The 24,436-nt window shown below is 64.3% G+C and carries 23 protein-coding genes and 1 tRNA gene; 10 read left to right on the top strand and 14 right to left on the bottom strand.

Features of this window, described 5'->3' with window-relative positions; genetic code table 11:
- The first annotated feature begins 14 nt into the window (after positions 1-14).
- Positions 15-1,637, top strand: coding sequence for an ABC-F family ATP-binding cassette domain-containing protein (locus tag DXH78_RS18310; RefSeq protein WP_115518701.1), 1,623 nt, complete (start codon positions 15-17; stop codon positions 1,635-1,637).
- A 1-nt stretch (position 1,638) separates the two neighbouring features.
- Here the strand turns inward: DXH78_RS18310 and mazG are convergent, their stop codons facing one another.
- The 5 genes from mazG to DXH78_RS18285 all read right to left on the bottom strand — a co-directional run bounded on the left by mazG (position 1,639) and on the right by DXH78_RS18285 (position 7,271).
- Positions 1,639-2,448, bottom strand: coding sequence for a nucleoside triphosphate pyrophosphohydrolase (mazG, locus tag DXH78_RS18305; protein ID WP_115518700.1), 810 nt, complete (start codon positions 2,446-2,448; stop codon positions 1,639-1,641).
- A gap of 243 nt (positions 2,449-2,691) precedes the next feature.
- Positions 2,692-3,501, bottom strand: coding sequence for an MBL fold metallo-hydrolase (locus tag DXH78_RS18300; protein ID WP_210209611.1), 810 nt, complete (start codon positions 3,499-3,501; stop codon positions 2,692-2,694).
- Positions 3,498-4,304: a TatD family hydrolase gene (locus DXH78_RS18295; protein ID WP_115518699.1), complete on the bottom strand. Its 807-nt coding sequence runs from the start codon at positions 4,302-4,304 to the stop codon at positions 3,498-3,500. Before DXH78_RS18295 ends, DXH78_RS18300 begins: the two co-directional genes overlap by 4 nt.
- Positions 4,304-5,908 carry a methionine--tRNA ligase gene (metG, locus tag DXH78_RS18290; protein ID WP_115518698.1) on the bottom strand — a complete coding sequence of 535 codons (1,605 nt, stop codon included), beginning with the start codon at positions 5,906-5,908 and terminating at the stop codon, positions 4,304-4,306. The genes DXH78_RS18295 and metG overlap by 1 nt, the downstream gene beginning before the upstream one ends.
- A gap of 151 nt (positions 5,909-6,059) precedes the next feature.
- Positions 6,060-7,271 (bottom strand): DUF2778 domain-containing protein, encoded by a 1,212-nt coding sequence (locus DXH78_RS18285; RefSeq protein ID WP_115518697.1) that lies wholly within the window; start codon positions 7,269-7,271, stop codon positions 6,060-6,062.
- A gap of 199 nt (positions 7,272-7,470) precedes the next feature.
- Between DXH78_RS18285 and DXH78_RS18280 the strand changes: the two genes are divergently transcribed.
- The 3 genes from DXH78_RS18280 to DXH78_RS18270 all read left to right on the top strand — a co-directional run bounded on the left by DXH78_RS18280 (position 7,471) and on the right by DXH78_RS18270 (position 9,353).
- A complete protein-coding gene (locus tag DXH78_RS18280) occupies positions 7,471-7,713 on the top strand; it encodes a hypothetical protein (protein ID WP_115518696.1) in 243 nt (80 codons plus the stop codon).
- Positions 7,714-8,056: 343 nt separating this feature from the next.
- Complete coding sequence (locus DXH78_RS18275) at positions 8,057-8,746, top strand: PhoH family protein (protein WP_430727511.1); 690 nt, start codon at positions 8,057-8,059, stop codon at positions 8,744-8,746.
- A 202-nt stretch (positions 8,747-8,948) separates the two neighbouring features.
- Positions 8,949-9,353: a DUF6481 family protein gene (locus DXH78_RS18270; RefSeq protein WP_115518695.1), complete on the top strand. Its 405-nt coding sequence runs from the start codon at positions 8,949-8,951 to the stop codon at positions 9,351-9,353.
- A 78-nt stretch (positions 9,354-9,431) separates the two neighbouring features.
- On the opposite strand, the gene DXH78_RS18265 is transcribed toward DXH78_RS18270, so the two are convergent.
- From DXH78_RS18265 to DXH78_RS18245, 5 genes are all read right to left on the bottom strand, one after another.
- On the bottom strand, positions 9,432-9,710 hold the full coding sequence (locus DXH78_RS18265; protein ID WP_115518694.1) for a ribbon-helix-helix domain-containing protein: 279 nt from the start codon (positions 9,708-9,710) through the stop codon (positions 9,432-9,434).
- A 184-nt stretch (positions 9,711-9,894) separates the two neighbouring features.
- Entirely contained in the window at positions 9,895-10,923 is a 1,029-nt protein-coding gene (locus DXH78_RS18260) for a DNA polymerase III subunit delta' (RefSeq protein WP_115518693.1), read from the bottom strand.
- Positions 10,920-11,606: a dTMP kinase gene (gene tmk, locus DXH78_RS18255; protein ID WP_115518692.1), complete on the bottom strand. Its 687-nt coding sequence runs from the start codon at positions 11,604-11,606 to the stop codon at positions 10,920-10,922. Before tmk ends, DXH78_RS18260 begins: the two co-directional genes overlap by 4 nt.
- Positions 11,603-12,868, bottom strand: a complete 1,266-nt coding sequence (locus tag DXH78_RS18250) for a D-alanyl-D-alanine carboxypeptidase family protein (protein WP_115518691.1) — start codon at positions 12,866-12,868, stop codon at positions 11,603-11,605. The genes tmk and DXH78_RS18250 overlap by 4 nt, the downstream gene beginning before the upstream one ends.
- Before the next feature lie 128 nt (positions 12,869-12,996).
- The gene (locus DXH78_RS18245; RefSeq protein ID WP_115518690.1) at positions 12,997-13,917 is read right to left on the bottom strand and encodes a septal ring lytic transglycosylase RlpA family protein; all 921 of its coding nucleotides are present in this window, start codon (positions 13,915-13,917) and stop codon (positions 12,997-12,999) included.
- A gap of 265 nt (positions 13,918-14,182) precedes the next feature.
- On the opposite strand from DXH78_RS18245, the gene DXH78_RS18240 reads away from it, so the two are divergent.
- A tRNA-Ser gene (locus tag DXH78_RS18240) sits at positions 14,183-14,272 on the top strand.
- Between the two features lie 36 nt (positions 14,273-14,308).
- Here the strand turns inward: DXH78_RS18240 and DXH78_RS18235 are convergent.
- The 3 genes from DXH78_RS18235 to DXH78_RS18225 form a co-directional block, all read right to left on the bottom strand.
- On the bottom strand, positions 14,309-15,229 hold the full coding sequence (locus DXH78_RS18235) for a hypothetical protein (protein WP_115518689.1): 921 nt from the start codon (positions 15,227-15,229) through the stop codon (positions 14,309-14,311).
- Positions 15,230-15,433: 204 nt separating this feature from the next.
- Positions 15,434-17,155 (bottom strand): class I SAM-dependent methyltransferase, encoded by a 1,722-nt coding sequence (locus DXH78_RS18230; RefSeq protein ID WP_115518688.1) that lies wholly within the window; start codon positions 17,153-17,155, stop codon positions 15,434-15,436.
- An 85-nt stretch (positions 17,156-17,240) separates the two neighbouring features.
- Positions 17,241-17,480, bottom strand: coding sequence for a hypothetical protein (locus DXH78_RS18225; protein WP_115518687.1), 240 nt, complete (start codon positions 17,478-17,480; stop codon positions 17,241-17,243).
- A 259-nt stretch (positions 17,481-17,739) separates the two neighbouring features.
- Here DXH78_RS18225 and olsC point away from each other — a divergent pair, with 259 nt between their 5' ends.
- The 5 genes from olsC to DXH78_RS18200 all read left to right on the top strand — a co-directional run bounded on the left by olsC (position 17,740) and on the right by DXH78_RS18200 (position 23,025).
- Entirely contained in the window at positions 17,740-18,549 is an 810-nt protein-coding gene (gene olsC, locus DXH78_RS18220) for an ornithine lipid ester-linked acyl 2-hydroxylase OlsC (protein ID WP_245416941.1), read from the top strand.
- 179 nt (positions 18,550-18,728) lie between these two features.
- Positions 18,729-20,102 (top strand): 30S ribosomal protein S12 methylthiotransferase RimO, encoded by a 1,374-nt coding sequence (gene rimO / locus DXH78_RS18215; protein WP_115518685.1) that lies wholly within the window; start codon positions 18,729-18,731, stop codon positions 20,100-20,102.
- A gap of 85 nt (positions 20,103-20,187) precedes the next feature.
- Positions 20,188-20,928 carry a metallophosphoesterase family protein gene (locus DXH78_RS18210; protein ID WP_115518684.1) on the top strand — a complete coding sequence of 247 codons (741 nt, stop codon included), beginning with the start codon at positions 20,188-20,190 and terminating at the stop codon, positions 20,926-20,928.
- 3 nt (positions 20,929-20,931) lie between these two features.
- The gene (locus tag DXH78_RS18205) at positions 20,932-22,329 is read left to right on the top strand and encodes a serine/threonine protein kinase (protein ID WP_115518683.1); all 1,398 of its coding nucleotides are present in this window, start codon (positions 20,932-20,934) and stop codon (positions 22,327-22,329) included.
- Between the two features lie 72 nt (positions 22,330-22,401).
- A complete protein-coding gene (locus DXH78_RS18200) occupies positions 22,402-23,025 on the top strand; it encodes a DUF1236 domain-containing protein (RefSeq protein ID WP_115518682.1) in 624 nt (207 codons plus the stop codon).
- Positions 23,026-23,120: 95 nt separating this feature from the next.
- Here DXH78_RS18200 and DXH78_RS18195 read toward each other — a convergent pair whose 3' ends face one another.
- Positions 23,121-24,356, bottom strand: coding sequence for an allantoate amidohydrolase (locus tag DXH78_RS18195; protein ID WP_115518681.1), 1,236 nt, complete (start codon positions 24,354-24,356; stop codon positions 23,121-23,123).
- Between the last annotated feature and the right edge of the window lie 80 nt (positions 24,357-24,436).

Here is a 24,436-nt window from a genome sequence, read left to right as displayed (position 1 = left end):
GGATATTCACTCCCATGATCCGCCTCGATAACATCAGCAAGCAGAACGGCCACCAGATCCTGTTCATCGAGGCCTCGGCTGCGTTGCACCGCGCGGAGAAGGTCGGCCTTGTCGGCCCCAACGGCGCTGGCAAATCGACCTTGTTTCGCATGATCACCGGGCAGGAGGCGCCGGACGAGGGGCAGGTGGTCGTCGATCGCGGCGTCACCATCGGCTATTTCAGCCAGGATGTCGGCGAGATGGCGGGCCGCAGCGCCGTCGCCGAAGTGATGGACGGTGTCGGCCCGGTCAGCGAAGTCGCCGCCGAGCTCAAAGAGCTGGAAACGGCCATGGCCGATCCAGACCGCGCTGACGAGATGGACACAATCATCGAGCGCTACGGCGAAGTGCAGCAACGCTTCTCCGAACTGGACGGCTATGCGCTGGACGCCCGTGCGCGCGAAGTGCTGGCCGGCCTCAGCTTCACGCAGGAGATGATGGACGGCGATGTCGGCAAGCTTTCAGGCGGCTGGAAGATGCGCGTCGCGCTGGCCCGTATTCTGTTGATGAAGCCCGACGCCATGCTGCTCGACGAGCCCTCGAACCATCTCGACATCGAGAGCCTGATCTGGCTCGAGAAATTTCTCAAGGACTACGACGGCATGCTGATGATGACGTCGCATGACCGTGAGTTTATGAATCGCATCGTCAACAAGATCGTCGAGATCGATGGCGGTGCGCTGACGTCCTTTTCCGGCAATTACGAATTCTACGAGCAGCAGCGCGCGCTGAACGAGAAGCAGCAGCAGGCGCAGTTCGAGCGCCAGCAGGCGATGCTGGCCAAGGAAATCCGCTTCATCGAGCGCTTCAAGGCGAGGGCGTCGCATGCCGCGCAGGTGCAGAGCCGGGTGAAGAAGCTCGACAAGATCGAGCGCGTCGAGCCGCCGCGCCGGCGCCAGAGTGTCAGTTTCGATTTTCCGCCCGCGCCGCGCTCCGGTGAGGACGTCGCTATCCTCAAGGACGTCGGCAAGGCCTACGGTAACCGCCGCATCTACGAAGGCCTCGACTTCTCGATCCGGCGGCAGGATCGCTGGTGCGTCATGGGCGTCAACGGGGCCGGCAAATCGACCTTGCTCAAGCTCATCGCCGGCACGGCCGAACCCGATGGCGGCACTGTCACGGTCGGCGGCAGCGTGAAGATGGGTTACTTCGCCCAGCACGCCATGGACCTGCTCGACGGCGAGCGCACGGTGTTCGAACAGCTCGAATACACGTTCCCGCAGGCCAGCATCGGCTCGCTGCGCTCGCTGGCCGGCTGCTTCGGATTCTCCGGCGACGACGTCGAGAAGAAATGCCGCGTTCTGTCCGGCGGCGAAAAGGCGCGTCTGGTGATGGCCATCATGCTCTACGATCCGCCGAATTTCCTGGTGCTCGACGAGCCGACCAACCATCTCGACATGGCGACCAAGGAAATGCTGATCGAGGCGCTGTCGAAATACGAAGGCACCATGCTGTTCGTGTCGCACGACCGGCATTTTCTCGCCGCGCTGTCGAACCGCGTGCTCGAGCTGACGCCCGATGGCGTCCACGCCTATGGCGGCGGCTACACCGAATACGTCGCCCGCACGGGCTACGAAGCGCCGGGTTTGCAGGGCTGATCTATTCCCGCTCGGCCTGCTTGGCTTGGTCCCACAGCGCATCCATCTCGGCGAGCGAGGCATCCTGCGGCTTCCGGCCCTGTGCGGCCAGCGCGGCTTCGATGGCGGTGAAGCGGCGTTCGAACTTGGCGTTGGTGGCGCGCAAGATCGCCTCCGGATCGGCGTCCAGATGCCGCGCCAGATTGACCACGGCGAACAACAGATCGCCGACCTCGGCCGCTGCTTTGGTGCCGTCGGCCTTGTCGAGTTCGGCTTCGATCTCGTCGGCTTCCTCGCGGATCTTGGCGAGCACCGCGCGCGGATCGTTCCAGTCGAAGCCGACGCGGCCGGCCTTCTGCTGCAGCTTCAGGGCGCGGGTCAATGCGGGCAGGGCAACCGGCACCCCGTCGAGCGCGCTCGGCGGCTTCGGTGGATGACGCTTCGCCCGCTCGGCCTTTTCCTCGGCCTTGATGCGCTCCCACTGACCCTCGACCGCCTTGGTGTCCTGACCGCCTGCGTCGCCGAACACATGCGGATGCCGGCGGATCATCTTGGTGGTCACGGCGTCAACCACGCCGCCGAAATCGAACACGCCTTGCTCCTGGGCCATCCGGGCGTGGAAGACGACCTGGAGCAACAGATCGCCGAGCTCGTCACGCAGGTCGGGAAGGTCGCCGCGCTGGATCGCGTCCGCAACCTCGTAGGCTTCCTCGATCGTGTACGGCGCGATGGTCGCGAAATTCTGCTCAAGGTCCCACGGGCAGCCGGTCACGGGCGTGCGCAGCGCGGCCATGATCTCGATCAGGCGGGAAATATCGCGGGACGGTTTCACGGGATCACTCGGCGCTGGCGCGTTAAGGAATGGCAGGTGCCACTGAACCTAGCGGCGCAGGCGCACCAAGGCGCGGCAGCCGGCGGGCTTATCCAGAGACTTTGCCAGCCCGGCTGGGCTTAGCTTGATTCGCATAAGACATATTATGGAATATCTATATCGACCCGAGCCAGATCCGATCCCAATGCAACACATCAAGATTGTTGCTCATTTTATTGATATCATACGACTTTAAAGGCCGCATTACGTGTCGAACTGCATGCCGTCATAGGCCGGCTCGACACCCGCCGGCAGTGTCCGCCGCAGCGTCTGGTAGTCGAGATCGGTGTGCATGTCGGTCAGGATGGCGCGCTTCGGCTTGATGCGCGCGATCAGCGCCAGCGATTCCTCGAGGTTCAGATGGCTGGGATGCGGCGCCTTGCGCAGCGCGTCCACGATCCAGATGTCCAGGTCCCGAACCGCCGCAAGGCTCTCGGGCGGCAGGCTCTTGAGGTCGGTCGAGTAGGCCACGTCGCCGAAACGGAAGCCGAGCGAGACGATGTCGCCATGGTCCTGAAGGAACGGCAGCAGCTCGATAGGGCCTCCCTGCCCGTCGATCGTCACCCGCTTGCCCGGAGTCAACCGGTGCTCGGCCATGATCGGCGGATAGCTGCTGCCAGCCGGCGTGCGGAAGCAGTAGCCGAAGCGGGCGTGCAGATCGATCGCCGCGCTTTCGCCCATATAGACGTCGACGCGGCGCTTGTGGGCAACGAACATCGGCCGCAGATCGTCGAGGCCGTGGGTGTGGTCGGCGTGTTCATGGGTGATCAGAACGCCGTCGAGCCAGTCGACATTGGCCTCGATGAGCTGCTCGCGGATATCCGGACCGCAGTCGATCAGAATGCGGGTCACCTGTCCCGGCCCCTGTACGCGCTCAACCAGAAGAGCGCAGCGGCGGCGGCGGTTCCTTGGCTCGTTCGGATCGCAGTCGCCCCAGCCCAAAGCCACGCGCGGCACGCCCATGGATGAGCCGCAGCCAAGAATCGTAAAGCGCATGGTGAAGCGCAGCGTCATCCGGCCGTCCTGACGTCGTCGGGCAGCACGCGCGGCACCTTAGAAAACAGCCGGAAGAAGTTCTCGGTGGTCTGCCGCGCAATCTCGGCTTCGGAGACGCCGCGCGTCTCGGCCAGCACCTTGGCGGTGTTGACGACAAAGGACGGCTCATTGCGCTTGCCGCGATACGGGATCGGCGCCAGGAACGGCGCGTCGGTCTCGACCAGAATACGATCGGCGGGCAGGTCGCGGGCGATGTCGCGCAGCGCCTCGCCGTTCTTGAAGGTGATGATGCCGGTGAAGCCGACATAGAGGCCGAGCTCGACCGCCTTGAACGCCAGCTCGCGGCCGCCGGTGTAGCAATGCAGCACAGCCGGGAAGGCGCCCTTCCCGATTTCTTCTTCAAGGATGACGGCCGTATCGGCGTCGGCTTCGCGCGTATGGATCACCAATGGCAGTCCCGTTTCGCGGGCCGCCTTGATGTGCTCGTGGAAGCCCTTGAACTGATCGGCGCGCGGTGACTTGTCGTAGTGGTAGTCGAGGCCGGCCTCGCCGATGGCAACGATCTTGGGATGCCGGCTGAGCCGCGCCAGCGCGGCCGCATCGATATCCAGCTCTTCCTGGGCGTTGTGCGGATGGGTCCCGACAGAGGCGAAAACGTCAGGATATTTCTCAGCAACCGCAAGAACTTGTGCCAGCTTCCTCACACGGGTTGAGATCGTCACCATGCGCCCGACTCCTGCCAGCCGCGCCCGCTCGACGATCTGGTCGAGTTCGGGCGCGAATTCGGGGAAATCGAGGTGGCAGTGGCTGTCGACCAGCATCAGGGCTTTTTCGGCTTCTTGGGCTCTTTCGGCGGCTTGGAAACCTCTTCGGCCCCCTCCGGCTCCACGTAGCGCGGGAATACGCCCTGCGGTGCCGGCAGAGCCGAGCCGGGCGCAATGCGCTTGCCGCCTTCGAGCGCAGCGAAGTTGCGTTCCCCGGCGGGTATCGCCAGCAGATCGAGCAGCTTGCCGGCCGACACCGGCATCACCGGCTGGGCCAGGATGGCAACCTGCCGGATGATCTCGGCGGTGATGTAGAGGATCGTCCCCTGCCGCGCCGGATCGGTCTTGGCCTTGGCCCACGGCGCCTCGGAAGCGAAATAGCGGTTGGCATCGGCCACCACCGACCACACCACGTGCAGCATGTGGTGCAGTTGTTGCGTCTTCATGTGTTCGCGCGCCGCCGGCAGCATGGCGTCGGCCGCCGCGAGGATGGTCTGGTCCTCCGGCGTCAATTCGCCCGGCACCGGCAGTTTGCCGTCGAAGGCCTTGGCGACCATGGACAGCGAGCGCTGCGCCAGGTTGCCGAGATCGTTGGCGAGATCGGCGTTGATGCGGTTGACGATGGCCTCGTGGCTGTAGCTGCCGTCCTGGCCGAACGGCACCTCGCGCAGGAAGAAGAAGCGCATCTGGTCGACGCCATAGGCTTCCGCCATGGTGAAGGGATCGACCACATTGCCGACCGACTTCGACATCTTCTCACCGCGGTTGAACAGGAAACCGTGGCTGAAAATGCGCTTCGGCACCGCGATGCCGGCCGACATCAGGAAGGCCGGCCAGTACACGGCGTGGAAACGCACGATGTCCTTGCCGATCACATGCAGCGAGGCCGGCCAGTAACGCTGGAATTTCGGGTCGTTTTCGTTCGGGAAGCCGACGCCGGTGATGTAGTTCGTGAGCGCGTCGACCCACACATACATGATGTGTTTCGGATTGCCCGGCACCGGAATGCCCCAGTCGAAGGTCGTGCGCGACAGTGACAGGTCTTTCAGACCGCCCTTCACAAAGCTCGCGACCTCGTTGAGGCGCTCCTTCGGCAGCACGAAGTCCGGCACATCGGCATAGAGCTTCAGCAGCCTGTCCTGATAGGCGGACAGCTTGAAGAAATAGCTCTCCTCCTCAACCCATTCAACCGGCGTGCCGGTCTTGGTGGCGAGGCGGGTGCCATGCTCGTTCAGGTGCGTTTCGTCCTCGGCGTAATAGGCTTCGTCGCGCACCGAGTACCAGCCGGCATATTTGTCGAGATAGATGTCGCCCTTCGCTTCCATCCGCCGCCAGATTTCCTCCGACGCGCGATAGTGACGCTCTTCCGTCGTATGGATGAAGTCGTCGTTCGACAGATTGAGCATCTTCACCATGGCCTCGAAGCGCGGCACGTTCTGGTCGCGCAGCTGCCGCGCCGTCAGGCCGAGCTTGGCCGCGGTCTGCTGCATCTTCTGGCCGTGCTCGTCGGTGCCGGTAAGGAAATAGACGTCATAGCCGTCGAGCCGCTGGAAGCGCGCGATAGCGTCGGTGGCGATCGCCTCATAGGCGTGCCCGATATGCGGGTGCCCGTTGGGGTAGGAAATGGCCGTGGTGATGTAGAAGGGCTGTTTCGCGGACATTGAAGCCTTCACCGGGGCCGGAGAGGCCCAAAAAAACCGGGCGCGAGAGGTTCCGCGGCCCGTCGATTCAACGGGTTAGGTAACAACCCCCCGCCGCTTCGGCAAGCAAGGCGGATCTACAGGCTTTTCAGGGTGTTAGGAGACGGCCCGCTTACCAGTCGCCGGCACCGCGCTCGGGGGCAAAGCCCAGAGCGGCGGTATAGCGTGGTTCGGCATCGTCGCCGCCGCGCGGCATGACGGTCGGCCGGCTGTAACCGCCGGCAAAGCGGCGCACCGATGCCGGGATTCCATCCGCCTGCATGGCGGCCGATTTCCAGGTCTGGCTCTTCAGGTCGGTAACGACGACGAGCTTGTCGACCTTGCCGTCGAGGAAGGCCGTCAGGAATTTCTTGTAGTCCTTGAACGACACGCAGCCATTCGACTGGCCGTTCGGCCCCAGCATGTAGGTATGCGCCAGCATGCCGTCGCGACCGAACATCTTGTCGTCGTAGACCGGATTGAGGCGAATGGCGCGCACGCCGTGGAACAGCTTTTCGCGTTCGGTGAGCACATAGACGTTCGGCGGTGTCGGGCCACGCATGCGCACCTTGATGTGGCGCGGGTCGTCCATGCGCTCGCCAAGGCCGGAATGGGCTTCGAGCTTGGTGCCATCGGGCATATGCACGACGCTGCCGGTGATGTCGTAGACAGCGGTGCGGCTGACGGAATCAGGCAGTGATGCCGGAGGAATGGAAGCAACGGGTGCCGGTTTCGGCGGCGCCTTCGCCTCCTCCCGCGCTTCGGGCTTGGGATCGATTTTGGCCATCGCCTCGAGCTTGGAGGCGCCTTCCGGCTTCGGCACCGGCAGCGCGACAATGGGCGCTGCCACGGGCGCTTCGGCGGTCACCACCGGCTTTGGCGCCTCAATCTCGGCGCGAAGCTGAGCCAGTCGCGCCGGCAACGGTCGCGGCATGGGAACAGCGGGTGTGCGCGCAGCGGGCGTTGTCGGAGCGGGGTTTGGCTGGGCGATAACGGCCCGCGTTTGCTCGGCCGGCAGGATCGACTTGCTGCGATCAATGAACGCATCGGCCCATTGCGCACCACCCTGCCCGCGGACCGCAGCTTTGGCGGTTTGATCGTAAGGCGTCAGCACCAGCGATCCTGGACCGCTCGGCAGATGCGTATGCGGCTGCATTGTGCCGCCCACCATCCAGGCTGCCGTGAACGTCACCGCGAGCGCACTGACGCCGACGAAGCCAACAGCGCCGATGCCAAGCAGAAAACTGTTGCGGACAATGCGAAGCGCGCGCCCGGCAATGGCGGACGAAACCCGGCGATGATCGCCCCAGGAAGCGCTGATAGTGACGGCGGCCGTGTACGTCATGCGTTACGCAACTCGAACTCAACACACGGCCTGACGCCGGCATTCCAAGGTCGATCAATGCCGCTTAAGCTCCGCCATTAGGGTTAAACTCCCCTTAACCCGCAGAACGGTTTGACGAATTTTCCACGTTCGGTCCGCGCTCGGTTACCGCGTCGATCGGATGTGTGCTGCGCTGGCGACTCAGCGTAAATCTTGCCGCATGAACAAAATCGCCGGCATCACGCTCCTCGCTCTTTCCGCTTTGTTGTCGTCGGGCACCGCCAACGCACAGCCGATGAAATGCAGCGGTGAGGAAAAGACCTGCCAGCAGGCCTGCGCCAAAGTTCCGACCGCGATGAAGTCCGCCTGCCTGACGGAATGCGGCGTTCGCAGGAATGTCTGCATGCGCACGGGATGCTGGGACAACGGTCAGCTGCGCTACTGCGGCCTTGCCAAGCAGTAACCGGCCCCGCTGCGATTATCCCGCGGCGCGATATTTTTAAGAAAGCGTCATCCGAATCGCCTACGCTTCTTCACATGGCGGTTCGTCGATTACGGATCGATAAGGTGCTCAGGTCAGTCGGGACCGACATGCTCCCGAACGACCGAAGGCCAGCCGCCGCCCCTCGCAACACCCGCATTGTTCGCTCAGGTCGCCGCAAACGGCCGGAGCTGGCACGTTCGATGCATGGATTTTCCTGCGTCCGTTACGGACCGCGGGTGCTTGTGACCCTCAAGCAGTCCACGAGAAGGAGTCGGCCTTGGGTAAGAACCTGAACAGCAAGAAGAGACGCCGTCATGATCGCTTGTCTGGTACCGCCGAGATCATCAACTTTCAAAACAAGTTTGAAGCTGAACGGGTCTTGCCGCCGATAAAACCGCTCAATCCCACGCAAGCCGACTACCTCGACGCCCTTCGCAGATGTCCTCAGGTCATCGTTCTCGGGCCCGCCGGCACCGGCAAGACCTGGATCGCCGCCACGCACGCCGCCGACCTTCTTCGCAACCGACAGATCGACAAAATCATCCTGACGCGGCCGAACGTGCCCTGCGGCCGTTCGCTCGGCTTTTTTCCCGGCTCGCTCGAGGACAAGTTCGCGCCCTGGGCCGCGCCTGTCATCGAGGCGATCAAGGAACGCATTGGCAAAGCCGCCTACGACATCGCGCTCAAGAATGGCGCCATCGAACTGGTGCCATTCGAGGTGATGCGCGGCCGCTCTTGGAAGAATGCCTTTGTCCTGCTCGACGAGGCACAGAATACCACCGCGGCCGAGATCAAGACCTTCCTCACCCGTATCGGCGAGGACTGTACGGTGGTCATCAATGGCGACATCAGCCAATGCGACCTGCCGAAGGAATCGGGGCTGCGGACGGTCATCGAGATCATCGACGGTCAGAACCTGCCGGTCCCGGTGGTTGAATTCACGCGCGCGGAGATTGTTCGTTCCGGCATCTGCGCGATGTGGGTGAACGCCTTCGAGACGGCGCGGATCTGACTTGCGGCCAACTTTGGCCGGGCAGCGCGTCTCCATCGATCGGCCGGGACGAGGTCAGCCTCGTTCCGGCCATTTTTTGTCGCATATTCGCCCGATAAATTGACGCGGCACAGTTGATTGCATCGCGTCGGCACGCCATATAACGCCTGTAATCCACATTGCTTTAAAGTCACCCGCCCCAGCGACCCTCCAGGAGAAAAATTTGAGTCAATTCAGAAGTCCCGACGCATTCGAGCGCCGGAACAACGCCGCTGCCGTTAAAAAGGCGATGCTCGAGAAGTTCCGGGCCGCCACCCAGGCTCCCGAACTCGAATCCAAGCGCCTTGAACGTCTCGCAATCGCCGAGGCGCGCGCTGAGCGTCAGGCCAAACGCGACGCCGAGCGTGAAGCGGCCCGCAAGGTCCGTGAAGCCGAGGAAGCCCGTCTCGCCGCCATCGAGGCCGAGCGCCAGGCCAAGCTGCAGAAGGAAGCCCAGGAACTCGCGGTCCTCGAAGCGGCCGACAAGGCCGCTGCCGACGAGGCCCTGCTCGCCGAGCAGAAGGCCAAGCGTGACGCGCGTTACGCCGCCCGCAAGGCCGCCAAGAAGAACAAGAAGCGCGGCTACTGATTTCCCCGCCGCGCTGCTGATCTTCGATTGTCGCCGGCCTTAAAGGCCGGCGATTGCTTTTTCGGGCTAGCTTTGCCTTTAGCGACCTTGCGCCAGCTCGACAGTGGCACCGCTGGCCTGACGCTCCGTCATCACTTCCATTGCGCGGGCGCGGGCGTTTTCGAGCACGAAAAGCCGAATGGCGGACGACAGATTGCCTTCGCCGCGGTTCGTATCGATCGCGTTGACCAGGGACGACAAGGTCTCGCGGCGGTGCTCGGCGATCTTCTTCAACTCCTGCCAGAACGCGTCTTCAAGACTGACGCTGGTCTTGTGTCCCCCGATAATGATCGAGCGCTTGGTCACAAGCGATTTCATTGACAACTCCTTATGTCGTGCCCCACCCCATCGCCCGGCCATGCCGGCGAACGACTTTGGTAATATTGGACCGCCGTGTCGGCGTCGGCTGTGATCGCCAACACACCGTCGCGTGAAGCGAACGCTTTTGGCCACGCAACAGTTGCGCCGTCTTGTTCCCGAGATAACACGCCGGACCTGACGATCAGGACCGCCGGGCCGCGTCGGCGAGTTCCTTGAAAACGGCAAACACCAGGGGTTTGCGTTCGAGATTGTAGGCCTCGACGTCGCGTGCCGCCCGGTTGATCCGCTCCCAGGCCATCGCCGCCTTGTTCTTCTGGCCGGCGCCGATTTCGGTCCGCAAGCGATCCGACAACCAGCCATTGACCAGATCGACGAAGGTCTCAAGCGATTCAGGATCGGTGCCCGACAAGGCATCGCCGAGCGCGTGCAGCGCGCGCGGATCGGGCTTCGGTAATTGCTCCATCAGGTCGAGCACACGGCCGCGCAAGGCCAGCGCCGGACCGTCGAGGAGATGCAGCGCACGGCCCGGGCTGCCGCCGGATGCTTCGGCAGCCGGCCGCAGATCGCCGTCGGCTGCGCCGGTGGCGGCGGCAACGGCACGCATGACATCCTCTGTCGCGAGCGGCCGCAGCAGCAACCGCCGGCAGCGCGAGCGAATGGTCGGCAGTTCGCGGCCTGGCGACTGGCTGACGAGCAGCAGCAGTGTGCGCGGCGGCGGCTCCTCCAGAATCTTCAACAAGGCGTTGGCACCGTCGCGTTGCAGATCGTCGATCGGATCGACGATGGCGATGCGCCAGCCGCCCTCACCTGCGGTCGAGCCGAAGAAGCCGACCGTCCGCTTCACGTCGTCGATACGAATGTTTTGAAACAGCTTGCCGGTCTGCGGATTGATCACGCGTTCGAGCACCAGCAAATCGCCTTGCGCCTTGACGGCCATGCGGCGCGCTGCCGGATGCTCCGGGTCGACGGCGAGCGAGGTCGCGTTCTGCACCGCGGGCGACGCCGGATCGGGATGCGCCAGCACGAAGCGCGCCAGCCGGTAGGCCAGCGTCGCTTTGCCGATGCCGGGCTGGCCGCCGATCAGCCAGGCATGGGGCATGCGGCCGCCGCGATAGGCTTCAAGCAAGGTCTGCTCGGCATCGGCATGGCCGAACAGCACGGTCGTCTGATGCGGGGCGAGGCCTGCGCCGTCTTCGGCTTCGTCGGTCATGGCACCGCGGCCTCGACCGGCGTGGCGGGCGCGCCGAGAAGACGCTGCTCCACCGCGGCCCAGACGCGTTCGGCGACAACGTCGCGCGGCGGCCGGCCGTCGATCACGGCAAAGCGCTTCGGCTCCTGCCGCGCCACATCGAGAAACGCCAACCGCAGGTTCTCATGAAACTCCACCGACTCCGCCTCGAAGCGGTCGGCCGCGCCTTCGCCGCGCCGGGTCTTGGCACGGGCAAGGCCGATATTGGCCGGCACGTCGATGAGGATGGTGAGATCCGGCATGGCCTCGCCGACAGTGACGCGCTCGAGCCCGCGGATCAGCTTCATGTCGACCTTGCCGAGCGCGCCCTGATAGACGCGGGTCGAATCGATGAAGCGGTCGCACACGACCCATTTGCCGGCGAGCAGCGCCGGCAGAATGGTGGCGTTGACGTGATCGTCACGCGCGGCGGCAAACAGGATGGTCTCGGTCTCGGTGCCGAGCGGCTTGGCAATGCCGGAGAGAATGATGTGGCGGATGATCTCGGCGCCGGGCGAGCCGCCGGGCTCACGCGTCAGCACGACGTCGAGCCCGCACGCGCGCAGGCGTTCCGCCAGCAACTGCGTGTGCGTCGACTTGCCCGAGCCCTCGCCGCCTTCGAAGGTGATGAACTTGCCGCGCTTCCTGAAAGATTCTGCGCTCATAGCTTTTGCGCACCGGCGCGGAATACGCCGATCACAAGCTCGGCGGCGGCATCGACGGCACGCTGCGAGAGCGAGCCTTGCGCGACGGCCTCCGCTGCCTTCAGCGGCACATTGAGAATGACCTTGTCGTTGCGCCACACACGCAGCACGCCGATTGGCTGGTCCTTCTTGACCGGCGCCGCCACGGGTCCGTTATAGACGATGCGCGCGATCAGACGATCGCCGCCCGACTTCGGCATCATCACCTGCACCTGACCCGGCGCGAGCAACGGCACGCTGCCCTCCGCGCCACCATAGATCTTGGCGGTGCCGATGATCTGCCCTTCGGCGAACAGAATGCGGTGATCGAAATTCTTGAAACCCCATTCGAGCAACCGCTTGCCGTCGTCGGCGCGCTCCTTCGGCGAGCCGAGGCCGTTGACGACCGCGATCAGCCGCGTGCCGTTTTGCACCGCCGAGCCGACGAGACCGTAGCCGGCTTCCTTGGTGAAGCCGGTTTTCATGCCGTCGGCGCCGATTTCCAGCGGCAGCAACGGGTTGCGGTTCGGCTGCTTGATCTTGTTCCAGGTGAAGTCGCGCTGGCCGTAGATCTTGTACAGCTCCGGATAGGTCACGACGATGTGGCGCGCGAGCAGGCCCAGTTCGCGCGTCGTCACCTGCGTGCCGGGATCGGGCAGACCGTTGGAATTGGCGAAGGTCGATTTCTCCAGGCCGATCACGCGCGCGCGCTCGGTCAGCTTGCGGGCGAACTCCGCTTCCGTTCCGGAAATGCCCTCGGCCAGCACGATGCAGGCATCGTTGGCCGACTGGATGATCATGCCATGGATCAGCGCATCGACCGGAATGCGGCTATGCAATGCCGCAAACATGGTGGAGGTGCGCGACGGCGCGCCGCCTTTGCGCCAGGCGTTTTCGCTGACCGGAAACTCGTCGTTGAGATTGAGACGGCCCTGCTTGAGTTCGTTGAAGACGTATTCGGCCGTCATCAGCTTGGCGAGCGAGGCCGGATAGATCATCACATCGGGGTCGCGCTCGAACAGCACGCTGCCGTTCTCGGCGTCGATGAGAATGGCGTGCTTGGCGTTGATCGGCGGCTCGTCTTTCTTGGCCGGGTCTTTCTTGTTGGCGAGCCCCGAGGCCGGCTTGTGGCCCGAGCCCGGCCGGTGCGCTTTGGTCGCGGCAAAAGCCGGCGCGCAAACCGCGGCCGCAAACAGCGCCGCGATCGCAGCTCCGACGAATTTGTTGGTCCGAAACGCTGTCATCAGCGACCCGACTTCCCGATCTGCCGCTCAGGCGATTAAAGGCGCGACGGGCGCCCCGCAACGGCCTTTCGCGCCGGTGTTCCACCGGGCAAAAATGGCAGCGCTGTGACGGAAGGTGCGCAGCCGCGTCAGTACAAGCCGCGGCCGTTCATGAATCCCGCGCGGCCATCATACCGGGGCGGGGCGTAGGCCGAAACCTGCGAAACGGCGGGCGTGGCCTCGGCGGGGGCGCTTTGCACAGCCGCCGGACGCACGGGCGCGGGCAGACTGGCCGCGGCGATGCGGGCCGGCGCTTCGGTTTCCACCTCGTCGTCATCCGCAACGGCGGCAACCTGTTGCGCCGCCGGGGTCATGGTGGCCGGCGTTTTGGCCGGACGCTTGGACTCGGCCATCGGCTTGGGATCGAAATAAGGTGCGAATTCTTTGGACGAAGCCACCTGCACCTTCGGCGGCGGCGCATTGCCGTCGCGCAGCGTGGCCGCGAGTTTGCGGTCGTCGGAACCGGCGAGCGGCGCGCGGCCGACATACTCGACCTTGACCTTGCTGACGCCGTGGCCGTGGAACTCCAGAAGCTGGGCCACCCGCGACGACAGATCGATGATGCGGTTGCCGACATAGGGCCCGCGATCGTTGACGCGCACGATGATGGACTTCTTGTTACGCAGATTGGTGACCCGCGCATAGGACGGCAGCGGCATGGTCGGATGCGCGGCCGAAATCGATTCCTTGTCGAAGATCTCGCCATTGGCCGTGTAGCGGCCATGGAAATCGGAGCCGTACCACGAGGCGTAGCCTTCCGCCTTGTAGTTCACATCCTCTTCGGGAACGTAGGTGCGGCCGGCCACCGTATAAGGTTTGCCGACCCGGTAGCGCCCGCCGCCTTTCGGCACCGGCTCGCCGTCTTCGACGACGCGCGGGCTCGCGGCCACGCCCCATTTGGGGTCGAGACGCGAATTGGCGGAGCAATTGGCAAGCAGCAGCCCGCCCGCGACGAGCACGGCGACGCGTGCGCACAGACCGATCCGGCCGCTTTCTTCCGAAACCTGCATGCTTGAAGAATTCGTCCCCGGTGGCAGTGCAACAACATTAACCTCAACCGGCCGCGGCGCAAACCCATCCGGGCGGTTGTGGTAAACGATTGGTTCCGCTCGGGCTTTTCCCCCGAGTCGAGACAAATCGTCGATATCCCGGATACTTAAGGCGGCGCCCTCTTGCAAGAGCGGCCGCCTTCGACCAATGAACTAGCGGACAGGACGGCTTTACGATCATAAAAGGCCGTACCGCCCTGCCCGCCCGGGCGGCGGCGCGGACAACGGAAGGGTGGCCGAGTGGTTTAAGGCACCGGTCTTGAAAACCGGCGTGGGTGCAAGCCCACCGTGAGTTCGAATCTCACCCCTTCCGCCATATCTCTTTTATAATCAATAATTTAATCATATGTATTTATTTTGTACCCGCCCCGGTACCCACGACGTCGGCGAACGCGCCGTACCTCCAACGTTTCCCTAGCCAGGCGCCGACAACAGACAGGCGTGATTTTCGTGGCGCAAAGGCACTGAGCCAAGCGGCGTAGTTTTCCGCCGGAGGCAAGAGCCCCTCTTTTTCGACGTCGCTCCAGTCTTCGGTACCAATCCGGGGCAATGACCACACACGCCACCGATTTCGACGACGTAACGCCTTTCCGTAGGCGCCCAGATCCTCAGCGAGTAATTTTGAGAAAAAGATGCCATCGTCTGCATATTCAGATAGCGCCGTCAGATTGTCCTTAAATCGATCATCACGGCCACCCACCGTGGGCAAACCAAAATACAAATAGGCCACGTCCTTGTCCGACAGCCCGTGCTTTTGCCTACCTTCCCGAAGCTCCACACTCAATGTATTCCGGTCGGCAATTGAACGATTAAAGGCGTCGTATACTTGTCCGAGCTGGACCGCGCACATCAGCCCTCTTCCCGTCATCGAGATTTTTTCAAGAACATGGCTCTGCAATGCCGCGATCGGAAGAGATGCTTGTGTCAGAGTGCCATAGTTAGCCGATAATTCCACGACATGAAGCTTACCCGGTGCAGCCGCAGCGGCGGCTTGGGCCTTGATAAACTCGGTGCGAGCGGCATCGTATTCCTTTTTCAGGCCTCGGATGTGTTGTTTTTTTTGAGCGATAAACCCGTTGCAAATCGAAAACGATAACGTCCGCGCGGCGTTGATATTGTTTATCTCTTGAATAACTGCACGCCGGCGTTCTCTCCAACTCGTTGCTACCGCGCCTGCGAATGCGCCCATCGCCGCCGAGGCAAAAGTGGAGAAGGGGTCGCCGTCGATAAATGATGCCCAAGATTCACCGAGCCATTTCAAGATTCCGGACATGTCAGCCCCTCGATCGGACACCCGCCCGCATTGTCGCGGGCGGGCGCGTTCGGTTCAAGCCGCCGGCCGGCGCAATGGTGTCGGATTGGCGTCGTGCCCTCCCTTACGTCGTCAGTCTGCCCGCCGACAAAGCAGGCCAGATTGACGGCATAGCCGAGAATGCGCAGCGCATCGCACAAACGGTCGAAAACCGTCCGGTGATCGCTAGCAGACCTCACCCTTCTTCTGCACCCAGAACACGTACATGCTGGCGAAGATGTCGGGATTGTCGCGCTCGTAGGCGTTCCAGCGCGCAAGGTCGGTGAGCGACCAGCCGTTCCTGGCGAACACCGCGCGGTGATGCTGGTGAACGACCTGATTGCTGAATTCGAAGCCGATGAAATCGAGCCCGCTCGCCGCGATGAAATCCGCGATCTCCGGAATCGTGAACTGCCGCTCATGAACGTGGAAAATCAGATCGCGCACTTCGCTCGTCGTGAAGAAATCGCGCAAGGTCATGAAATTGAAATGCGGGCTGCGCGCGAACAAGTCCTGCCGCGCCCGGCGGATGCCGTCGGCGGTCGCGGGAAAGCAGCGCTCGGCGATGAGCTTGCGCGCTTCGTTGATTTCCCGGCGCGCATGGGCGCTGTAGAGCCCGACCTGCATCAGCGCGTTCGGCCGCATCAGCTTGATCAGTTCGCGCCAGCCGCCGAGCGCGTCTTCCATGTGATGCAGCACGCCGCCGACGCCGATGAAATCGAAGTCGCGGCCGATCGAACCGATCGACATGATATCGGCCTGCGCGAATGCGATGGCGTCTTTCAGCGCCGGCGGCGTCTTGCGCCTGGCGGCGGCGAGGCTGGACAGGCTGATATCCACGGCCAGCACCTGCGCGCCGGCAAAGCTCTGCGCCACTTCGAGCGCGATGCGCCCGGTGCCGCAGCCGGCAATGAGAATATCGAGACGGTCGGTTTTGCCGACCGGGCGGAACGGCTGCGAGGGAAACTGGAAGCGAATGAGGTCGTCGAGCACCATCGGCGGCGGCGGCGCCGGCAGCCGCACCCAGCGCGGGTAAGGATGCTCCTCATATTGCTGACGCACCGCGGCGGTGATGCCGCCGGCAATGGGCGTGAGCACCGGCATGGTGTCGCGCAAGGCCGCCTCCGCGCGCGGCTCGCGCAGCTGCTGCGTCACCACGGCCTCGACCGCCGACGGCCATTTGCGGGTCAGCAGTTTGTCCGCGCCGGGCAAGGACTGAAGCGGCGCGTAGGCGGCCAGCACCGCCAGCGCGAACGGTGCCACGGGCGCGTCGGTCTCGAGCGCGGCGCCCACGCGCGCCGTGAGCGTTGCGACCCGCTCCGCCTCGCCGTCCGAAACGGCGAAAACGTATTCGTTGATGTAGCACTGCCGCGCCAGCGCCGCGGCGAAGGCGACGAGATCGCCGCTCGGCTTGGCGTCGTCGTCCAGCGCGAGCAACGACGCGCGCACGGCGGTCAGCCAGCGCTCGAAGGCCCAGTCGCGCACCGCGGTGTTTTCCAGCACGCAGCGCAGATAGACGTCGGCGGCGATCGCATCGCTCACACGGGCGACGACCGCAGGCGCCTCGCCGCGCGCGATGGCGTCGAGCGCCGCGGCGAAGTCCGGCTGCAGCGTCTTCAGCGTCGTCAGCACGATATCGAACTGGTTGAGGGTCTGCGGCGCCATGCGGGCGAGCTCGGCATAATGCGCCGCCGCCTTGTCGCGCTTGCCCTGCGCCAGATAGAGCGCCGCCAGCCGGTCGCAGGCCGGCGCATGAGCCGGGTCGGCCGCCAGCACCTTCTTGTAGAGGACCGCCGCGCCCGGCAGGTCGCCCTGCTGGTGATGCATCGACGCGCGCTGGAACAGCTCGGCGGCCGGCGATGCTCCGGGAGCCTGTTTTTGCGCGGCGCGGCGTTGGGTGCGGTTCATCGGGGCGCGGGCCTTGAGGCGCAGATCGTGGGTGCTGCGGCCCGGCTTATAGGTGCGCCTCCCCGAGGCAGCAAGCGAGGCGGTTCTAGGGTGCCGTCCGCGCCTGCAACTGGCCGAGCGCCAGCGTGGCCTCGCGGCGCAATGCCATCAGGACCGTGCTGTCAGAGCCTGCGAGCGCGGCGTCATTGCCGAACAGCGGCGGCGCGGCGCTGGTCATCGGGCTCACGACGGCCGTCGGCTGCATCCTGGTGCCGATCGGACACAGCAAGGCGACGGCGCCGAAGGCGCTGGTCAGCAGCAGTAACAGGCGATGCCTGGACGACATGACCGAAACTCCAGAGGCGGGAATTCCCAAGGTCGCGCAATGCCGCCATCATTCCCACACAAAGAGTTCCATTCCGTTCCGGCGCAGGCCGCAAATCGCGCGATCGGCGTAACCCGCCGTTAGCCATAGGCGGTCGCCCCAGAATGGCCCCGAACGCTTGAGTACCATGCGGAACTCCGGCTTTTGCGGCGCGCCTGCGATGGCTAGATTGACCCTGCTTCGGCCCGTCGCGGCCGCCGCCCGATGGAGACGACCGACAGTGACCCTCGCCAATCAGACCAATGAGCCGGCCCAGCAATTCGGTACGGAGGGCATCAAGCCCATGGGCCGCCCGAGCGCGGTCACGCGCTTCTTCATGGCGGTGGTCGCCTTTGCCGAGCGGCTGAACCTGACGTTCAGCAAGGTCGGCAATCCGCCGATCTACGACAAGGCGGTGTTTCCCTGGGCCAGGGAGATCGAGAAGGAATGGCCGGCGATCCGCGCCGAGCTCGACAAGGTGCTTACCCGCAAGGACGAGCTGCCCGGCTTCCACGAACTGGCGACCGACGTCTCCACCATCAGCCAGGACCGCGGCTGGAAGACCTTCCTGCTCGCGGGCTACGGTTTCAAGTCGGAGCAGAACATCAAGGCGTGCCCGGAGACCTGGCGCATCTGCCAGAAGATCCCCGGCCTCATCACCGTGATGTTCTCGATCTTCGAGCCGAACAAGCATCTGCCGCCGCATCGCGGGCCCTATAATGGCGTGCTGCGGCTGCATCTCGGCCTCATCGTGCCGGAGCCGCGCGACAAGCTCGGCATTCGCGTCGAGAAGGAGGTCTATCGCTGGCAGGAAGGCGAAGCCGTGATTTTCGACGACGCTTTCGAGCACGAGGCCTGGAACAAGACCGACAAGGTGCGCGTGGTGCTGTTCGTCGACTTCCGCAAACCTCTGCGCTTCCCGGCCAACCTGATGAACTGGCTCCTGCTCAACGTCGCCGTGTTCACGCCCTTCATCCGCGAGGGCATGGACAATCAGAAGGCCTGGGAGAAGAAGTTCTACGAGGAGGCCGAGGCGCTGCGGAACAGGTAGCGTTTACCCGCCTCATCCTGAGGAGTGCACGAAGTGCGCGTCTCGAAGGATGGGGCGGCCCCATCATGGTTCTAGACGGGCCTTGCGGCCCTCCTCACCATGAGGGCCGGTTTACGCCATTTTCGGGCCGCCAAGTCCCACCCTTGCCAATCCGGCCTTTCGCGTCTAGCTCCTGCCGCATGCTCGACGCCCCCGCAACGACCGCCCCGGACACCGACGGCCAGCCCGCCCCCAAGGTGAGCTTCGTCTCGCTCGGCTGCCCCAAGGCGCTGGTCGATTCCGAACGCATCATCACCCGGCTGCGCGCCGAGGGGTATGAGCTGTCGCGCGAGCACAAGGGCTCGGACCTCGTCATCGTCAACACCTGCGGCTTCCTCGATTCCGCCAAGGCGGAGTCGCTCGACGCGATCGGCCTGGCGCTGAGCGAAAACGGCAAGGTCATCGTCACCGGCTGCATGGGCGCCGAGCCCGAGAACATCACCCGGGCGCATCCGAACGTGCTGGCGATCACCGGACCGCAGCAATATGAGAGCGTGCTCGACGCCGTGCACCGCGCGGTGCCGCCGAAGCACAATCCGTTCATCGATCTGGTGCCGCCGGAAGGCATCAAGCTGACGCCGCGGCACTACGCCTATTTGAAGATTTCCGAAGGCTGCAACAACCGCTGCACCTTCTGCATCATCCCGAAGCTGCGCGGCGATCTCGTCTCGCGCCCGGCCGCCGACGTGATGCGCGAAGCCGAACGCCTCGTGAAGGCCGGCGTCAAGGAACTGCTGGTCATCTCGCAGGACACCTCCGCCTACGGCCTCGACATCAAATACGCGGCAAGCTCTTGGAAGAACGCCGCCGGCGAGACGCGGGAGGTGCGCGCCAAATTCCTCGATCTTGCCTCGGCGCTCGGCGAGCTCGGCATCTGGGTGCGGATGCACTATGTCTACCCCTACCCGCATGTCGATGACGTCATTCCGCTGATGGCGGAGCGCAAGATCCTGCCTTATCTCGACATGCCGTTGCAGCACGCCAATCATGACGTGCTCAAGCGCATGAAGCGACCGGCCTCGCAGGAAAAGACGCTGGAGCGGATCGCGCGCTGGCGCGACATGTGTCCGGACCTCACCTTGCGCTCGACGTTCATCGTCGGTTTCCCAGGCGAGACCGACGCCGAATTCGAGACGCTGCTGGAATGGCTCGACGAAGCCTCGCTCGACCGCGTCGGCTGCTTCAAATACGAGCCGGTTGCCGGCGCGCCCGCTAATGCGCTGGGCAATCCGGTGCCGGACGAGGTCAAGGAAGAGCGCTGGCACCGCTTCATGGCCGCGCAGCAGAAGATTTCCGCGCGCCGTCTCAAGCGCAAGGTCGGCAGCCGCCAGCAGGTCATCATCGACGAGGCCGGCCCGACCGTCGCCAAGGGCCGCTCGATGGCCGACGCGCCGGAGATCGACGGCAACGTTTATGTCGCCAGCCGCCGTCCCTTGCGCGTTGGCGAGATCGCGACCGTCAAGATCGAGCGCGCCGACGAATACGACCTGCACGGAACCGCGGTCGGATTCTGACCGCTATCCCGGCCATTCGGCTCATTGACAAGGATCAATACGGGTTGATCCTCACGCGGCAACATCGCCACGTCTGGGAAACGCCGTGCTGATCGCCCTGTTCGCCGATATCCATGCCAATCGGCAGGCTTTCGAAGCCTGCCTGGCCGACGCGCGCGCCCGCGGAGCGCAACGAACCGTTTTGCTGGGCGATTTCGTCGGCTATGGCGGCGATCCCGATTGGGTGCTCGATCGCGTCATGGGGCTGGCCGAAGACGGCGCCACGCTGGTGCTGGGAAACCACGACGCCGCCATTGGCGGCTCCGCCGATGGCATGAATCTCGAAGCCCGCGTCGCCATCGAATGGACGCGCACCGAACTTGGCAAACCCGCGCGCGATTTCCTCGCAAACCTGCCCCTGACGCAATCCGACTACGACCGGCTTTACGTGCATGCCGAAGCAAGCCACCCGGAGCGCTGGACGTATGTCGTCAGCACGCTGGAAGCCGCCGACAGCCTCGCTGCTACGCAGGCGCGTGTCACCTTCTGCGGTCATGTCCATAGGCCGGCGCTCTACAGCCTGTCCTCGACCGCCAAGATGACGTCGTTCACGCCGACAACCGATGCGCCGGTGCCGCTATTGCCGGGCCGGCGCTGGCTCGCGGTGCTTGGGGCCGTCGGCCAGCCCCGCGACGACAATCCGGCCGCCGCCTACTGCCTGTTCGACACCGACAGCGGCGAACTCACCTATCGCCGCGTGCCCTACGATATCGAGGCGGCGGCAAAGCGCATCCTGCAGCAGGGCCTGCCGCCGATATTGGCCGAACGCCTCTATGTGGGGAAATGAGACATGGCGCGGCCGCTGCACGATCCCGGCTTTGTCATCGATGGTTTCCGCCTTGACGAGATGGTGCACAAAGGCGGTATGGCCATGTTGTGGCGCGTCAGCAAGGACGGCCTCGATGAGCCGATGCTGATGAAGGTGCCGCGCATCGGCGAAGGCACCGATCCGGCCGCCATTGTCAGCTTCGAAATGGAACAGATGATCCTGCCGAAGCTGAATGGGCCCCATATTCCGAAGTACATCGCCGCCGGCGACTTTGCCCATCAGCCCTACCTCGTGATGGAGGCGATCGCCGGCACCAGCCTGCTCCAGCGCCTGCCCGATCTGCCTCTGCCTTATGACGAAGTCGCCCGCCTCGGTGTCACGATCGCGGAGGCGCTCGACGACCTGCATCGTCAGCACGTCGTCCATCTCGATATCAAGCCAAGCAACATCATGTTTCGGCCGGATGGATCGGCCGTGCTGATCGATTTCGGTCTGTCGCATCACGATCAACTGCCGGACCTGATGCAGGAGGAATTCCGCCTGCCGTTCGGTACAGCGCCCTATATGTCGCCGGAGCAATTGCGCGGCATCCGCAACGATCCGCGCAGCGACCTGTTTGCACTCGGCGTGCTGCTGTATTTCTTCTCGACCGGCGAGCGCCCGTTCGGTGAGAGCGAAACGCTGCGCGGTATGCGCCGCCGTTTGTGGCGCGATCCCAAGCCGCCGCGTTCGTTGCGGCCTGACTATCCGCCATGGCTGCAGGAAATCGTGTTGCGCTGCCTCGAAGTCGAGCCCGGCCGGCGTCATCCGACCGCGGCGCAGCTTGCCTTCGATCTCAGCCACCCGGACGAGGTAAAGCTGACGGCGCGCTCCGAAAAGCTGACGCGCGATCCGTGGACCACCGCGATGCGGCGGCGTTTCAACACGGACCTGACCGCACCGCGCAAGTCGCCCGTGGCAACGCAGATTGCTTCTGCGCCCATCGTGGCTGTCGCGGTGGATGTTGGCGAACAGGGCGCGCCGATCAATGCGGCGCTGTTCGAGGTGACGGCGCGCATTCTTGCCACCTTGCCGCAAGCGCGGCTGGCCTGTCTCAACGTCTTGAAGACGAGCGCCATCGCCCTCGACTCAACGCTCGACGATCAGGGCCACAACAAGAAAATCGATCGTCTTGTGCGGCTGAAATCCTGGGCCGCGCCGCTCAAGCTCGATGAACGCCGCCTGACCGCTCATGTGCTGGAAAGCACCGACGCGGCCGCGGCCATTCTCGAGTTTGCCGCGGTCAACCGGGTCGACCACATCCTCATCGGCGCGCGGCAGGACTCATTTCGGCGCCGCGTGCTCGGCAGCGTTTCAGCCAAGGTGGCCACCGAAGCGCCTTGCAGCGTCACCGTGGTGCGGGCGCCGCGCGCGGGCTGAGCCGGAGTTCCCGCGGGAACGCAAGCGCATGGCCGGCGTTATAAACATGCCTTCAACCATCGGAGTCTGAACATGCAGCGTAAAACCGCAACCTTTTTGGCTGCCATCGCGGCGCTGGCGGCTGTCGCGCTGCCCGCCTCGGCCGCGACGCTGGCAACGGCCACCACATCGCTCAACATCCGCACCGGCCCGGGACCGGAATATCCGGTGATCGGCGCCATCCCCGACAAGGGCCAGGCCACGGTCACCGGCTGTATCGCCGGCAGCCTGTGGTGCCAGGTTTCGTATAACGGCAAACAGGGCTGGGCCTATTCGCAATACATGATGGGCATGGCCGGCGGCCAGAGCGTGGTGGTCAGTCAGACCGTCCCTGCCCTGTCCTTTGAACCGCCGCCCGCCACTGTCGGCTCAACCACGACGGTCGTAACGACGCGAACCATCCAGGGCGAGTTTGTTGCCCCGGCCGGTGCGCCGCTGGCCATCGCGCCACCGCCGCCGACCGTACAGGCCTACGTCACGCAGAACCCGGTGACGCCGGTCTACATCAACGGCGAAGTCGTCGAAGGCGCCGGCCTGCCGCAGGACGTCGTGCTGACCCCTGTGCCGAACTACGAATACAACTACGCCTATGTGAACGGTGTGCCGGTGCTGGTCGAACCGGGCACGCGCCGCGTGACGTATATCTATCGGGAGTAGCAGTACGAACGACCGCCCGTTCAGTCCCGCGTAAACGTGAATCCGGTTCAGAAAGACCGGGTTCGCGTTTTGCGACGACGAACGGAGATTTCTTCTTACAGCTTCGCCGTCTCGATAAACTTGATCAGCGCCGCGGCCGCGAGGCCCATATCGGCGGGGCTCGTATATTCGGCCGGGTTGTGACTGATGCCGCCGCGGCAGCGCACGAACATCATGGCGATGGGACACAGCTTCGCCATCGCCATGCCGTCATGACCGGCGCCCGAGACGAGTGACACCGGTTCGCCGCCGACCGCAGTAATCGCCTTGGCAATCCCATCCTGAAGCGCAGGATCGCAGGGCGTCGTGGGAACGTTGCGCGTGTCGGCCATGGTGACACCGAGATGGCGGCGTTCGGCCAGCGCCCGCACCTCGCGTTTGAACGTCTCGACAAATTTGTGCCGCGCCGCGTCGGTGCCCGAGCGGATATCGACGATCAGCGCGACGTTGCCGGGAATAACGTTGCCGGCGGCATTGGGAATGCGCAGCACGCCAACGGTGGCCACGACTTCGCCTTTGGTGTCGCGCGCCAGACGTTCGGCAAGGCTGACCGTTTCCGCCGCACCTGCCAAGGCATCGCGGCGAAGCAGCATCGGCACGGTGCCGGCATGGCCGGCCTCGCCGAGAAATTCGACATTGACGTAGGTCTGTCCGGCAATCGCGGTGACGACGCCGAGCGGCTGGTTGCGATATTCGAGCACAGGCCCCTGCTCGATATGCACCTCGACATAAGCGGCGGCTTCGTCGCGCGAATAGGCCGCGGCGGGAATGTCGGCGGCGTTCTTGCCGTACCGCGTCAGCACGTCGCGGAACGTCACACCGTCATGATCGGCCTTTTCCAGCCGCGACGTGTCGAAGTGACCGGCGACCGCCAGGGACGATGACAGCGTGACCGGGAAACGCGACCCTTCCTCATCGCCGAAGGCGAGCACATCGAGACCGAATGACAGCTTGCGCCCGGCCCGGGCGAAGTGCCCGGCCGCGAGAATACCGACGATGACGCCGAGCGGCCCGTCAAACATGCCGGCCTCGATCACGGTGTCGATATGCGAGCCGATCAACAGCCGCTTCTTGCCCTCGCCCGGCCAATGGCCGCGCACGGTGCCGAGCGCATCTTCCGAAACAGCGAGTCCCGCTTCGCGCATCCATTTGCCGATGAGATCGGCGGCGGCGCGATGCTGCGGCGTCAGGAAGGCCCGGACCAGCCGGTTCGGCTCGGCCGAGATCGAGGCCAGAGTCCGGATCATCATGTCGGCGCGTTCGCCGAGCGCAGCGGAATCGGGGGCGGTCATGGAGGCAGGTTCTCGAAAACTGTCATGCCATCCGTAGCGCAATTCCCTCCCCCTGCAAGGGGGAGGGCAACAAGGTAGGG

This window comes from Undibacter mobilis, assembly GCF_003367195.1.
Lineage (GTDB): Bacteria > Pseudomonadota > Alphaproteobacteria > Rhizobiales > Xanthobacteraceae > Pseudolabrys > Pseudolabrys mobilis.
Note: the sequence above shows the minus strand (reverse complement) of the source record. Positions and strands in the feature narration are given on the sequence as shown.

Coding starts and splice junctions, on each gene's coding strand:
- DXH78_RS18310 (WP_115518701.1), top strand. CDS start 15: ATGATCCGCCTCGATAACATCAGCAAGCAGAACGGCCACCAGATCCTG.
- DXH78_RS18300 (WP_210209611.1), bottom strand. CDS start 3,501: ATGACGCTGCGCTTCACCATGCGCTTTACGATTCTTGGCTGCGGCTCA.
- DXH78_RS18295 (WP_115518699.1), bottom strand. CDS start 4,304: ATGCTGGTCGACAGCCACTGCCACCTCGATTTCCCCGAATTCGCGCCC.
- metG (WP_115518698.1), bottom strand. CDS start 5,908: ATGTCCGCGAAACAGCCCTTCTACATCACCACGGCCATTTCCTACCCC.
- DXH78_RS18285 (WP_115518697.1), bottom strand. CDS start 7,271: ATGACGTACACGGCCGCCGTCACTATCAGCGCTTCCTGGGGCGATCAT.
- DXH78_RS18280 (WP_115518696.1), top strand. CDS start 7,471: ATGAACAAAATCGCCGGCATCACGCTCCTCGCTCTTTCCGCTTTGTTG.
- DXH78_RS18265 (WP_115518694.1), bottom strand. CDS start 9,710: ATGAAATCGCTTGTGACCAAGCGCTCGATCATTATCGGGGGACACAAG.
- DXH78_RS18260 (WP_115518693.1), bottom strand. CDS start 10,923: ATGACCGACGAAGCCGAAGACGGCGCAGGCCTCGCCCCGCATCAGACG.
- tmk (WP_115518692.1), bottom strand. CDS start 11,606: ATGAGCGCAGAATCTTTCAGGAAGCGCGGCAAGTTCATCACCTTCGAA.
- DXH78_RS18250 (WP_115518691.1), bottom strand. CDS start 12,868: ATGACAGCGTTTCGGACCAACAAATTCGTCGGAGCTGCGATCGCGGCG.
- DXH78_RS18245 (WP_115518690.1), bottom strand. CDS start 13,917: ATGCAGGTTTCGGAAGAAAGCGGCCGGATCGGTCTGTGCGCACGCGTC.
- DXH78_RS18235 (WP_115518689.1), bottom strand. CDS start 15,229: ATGTCCGGAATCTTGAAATGGCTCGGTGAATCTTGGGCATCATTTATC.
- DXH78_RS18230 (WP_115518688.1), bottom strand. CDS start 17,155: ATGAACCGCACCCAACGCCGCGCCGCGCAAAAACAGGCTCCCGGAGCA.
- DXH78_RS18225 (WP_115518687.1), bottom strand. CDS start 17,480: ATGTCGTCCAGGCATCGCCTGTTACTGCTGCTGACCAGCGCCTTCGGC.
- rimO (WP_115518685.1), top strand. CDS start 18,729: ATGCTCGACGCCCCCGCAACGACCGCCCCGGACACCGACGGCCAGCCC.
- DXH78_RS18205 (WP_115518683.1), top strand. CDS start 20,932: ATGGCGCGGCCGCTGCACGATCCCGGCTTTGTCATCGATGGTTTCCGC.
- DXH78_RS18200 (WP_115518682.1), top strand. CDS start 22,402: ATGCAGCGTAAAACCGCAACCTTTTTGGCTGCCATCGCGGCGCTGGCG.
- DXH78_RS18195 (WP_115518681.1), bottom strand. CDS start 24,356: ATGACCGCCCCCGATTCCGCTGCGCTCGGCGAACGCGCCGACATGATG.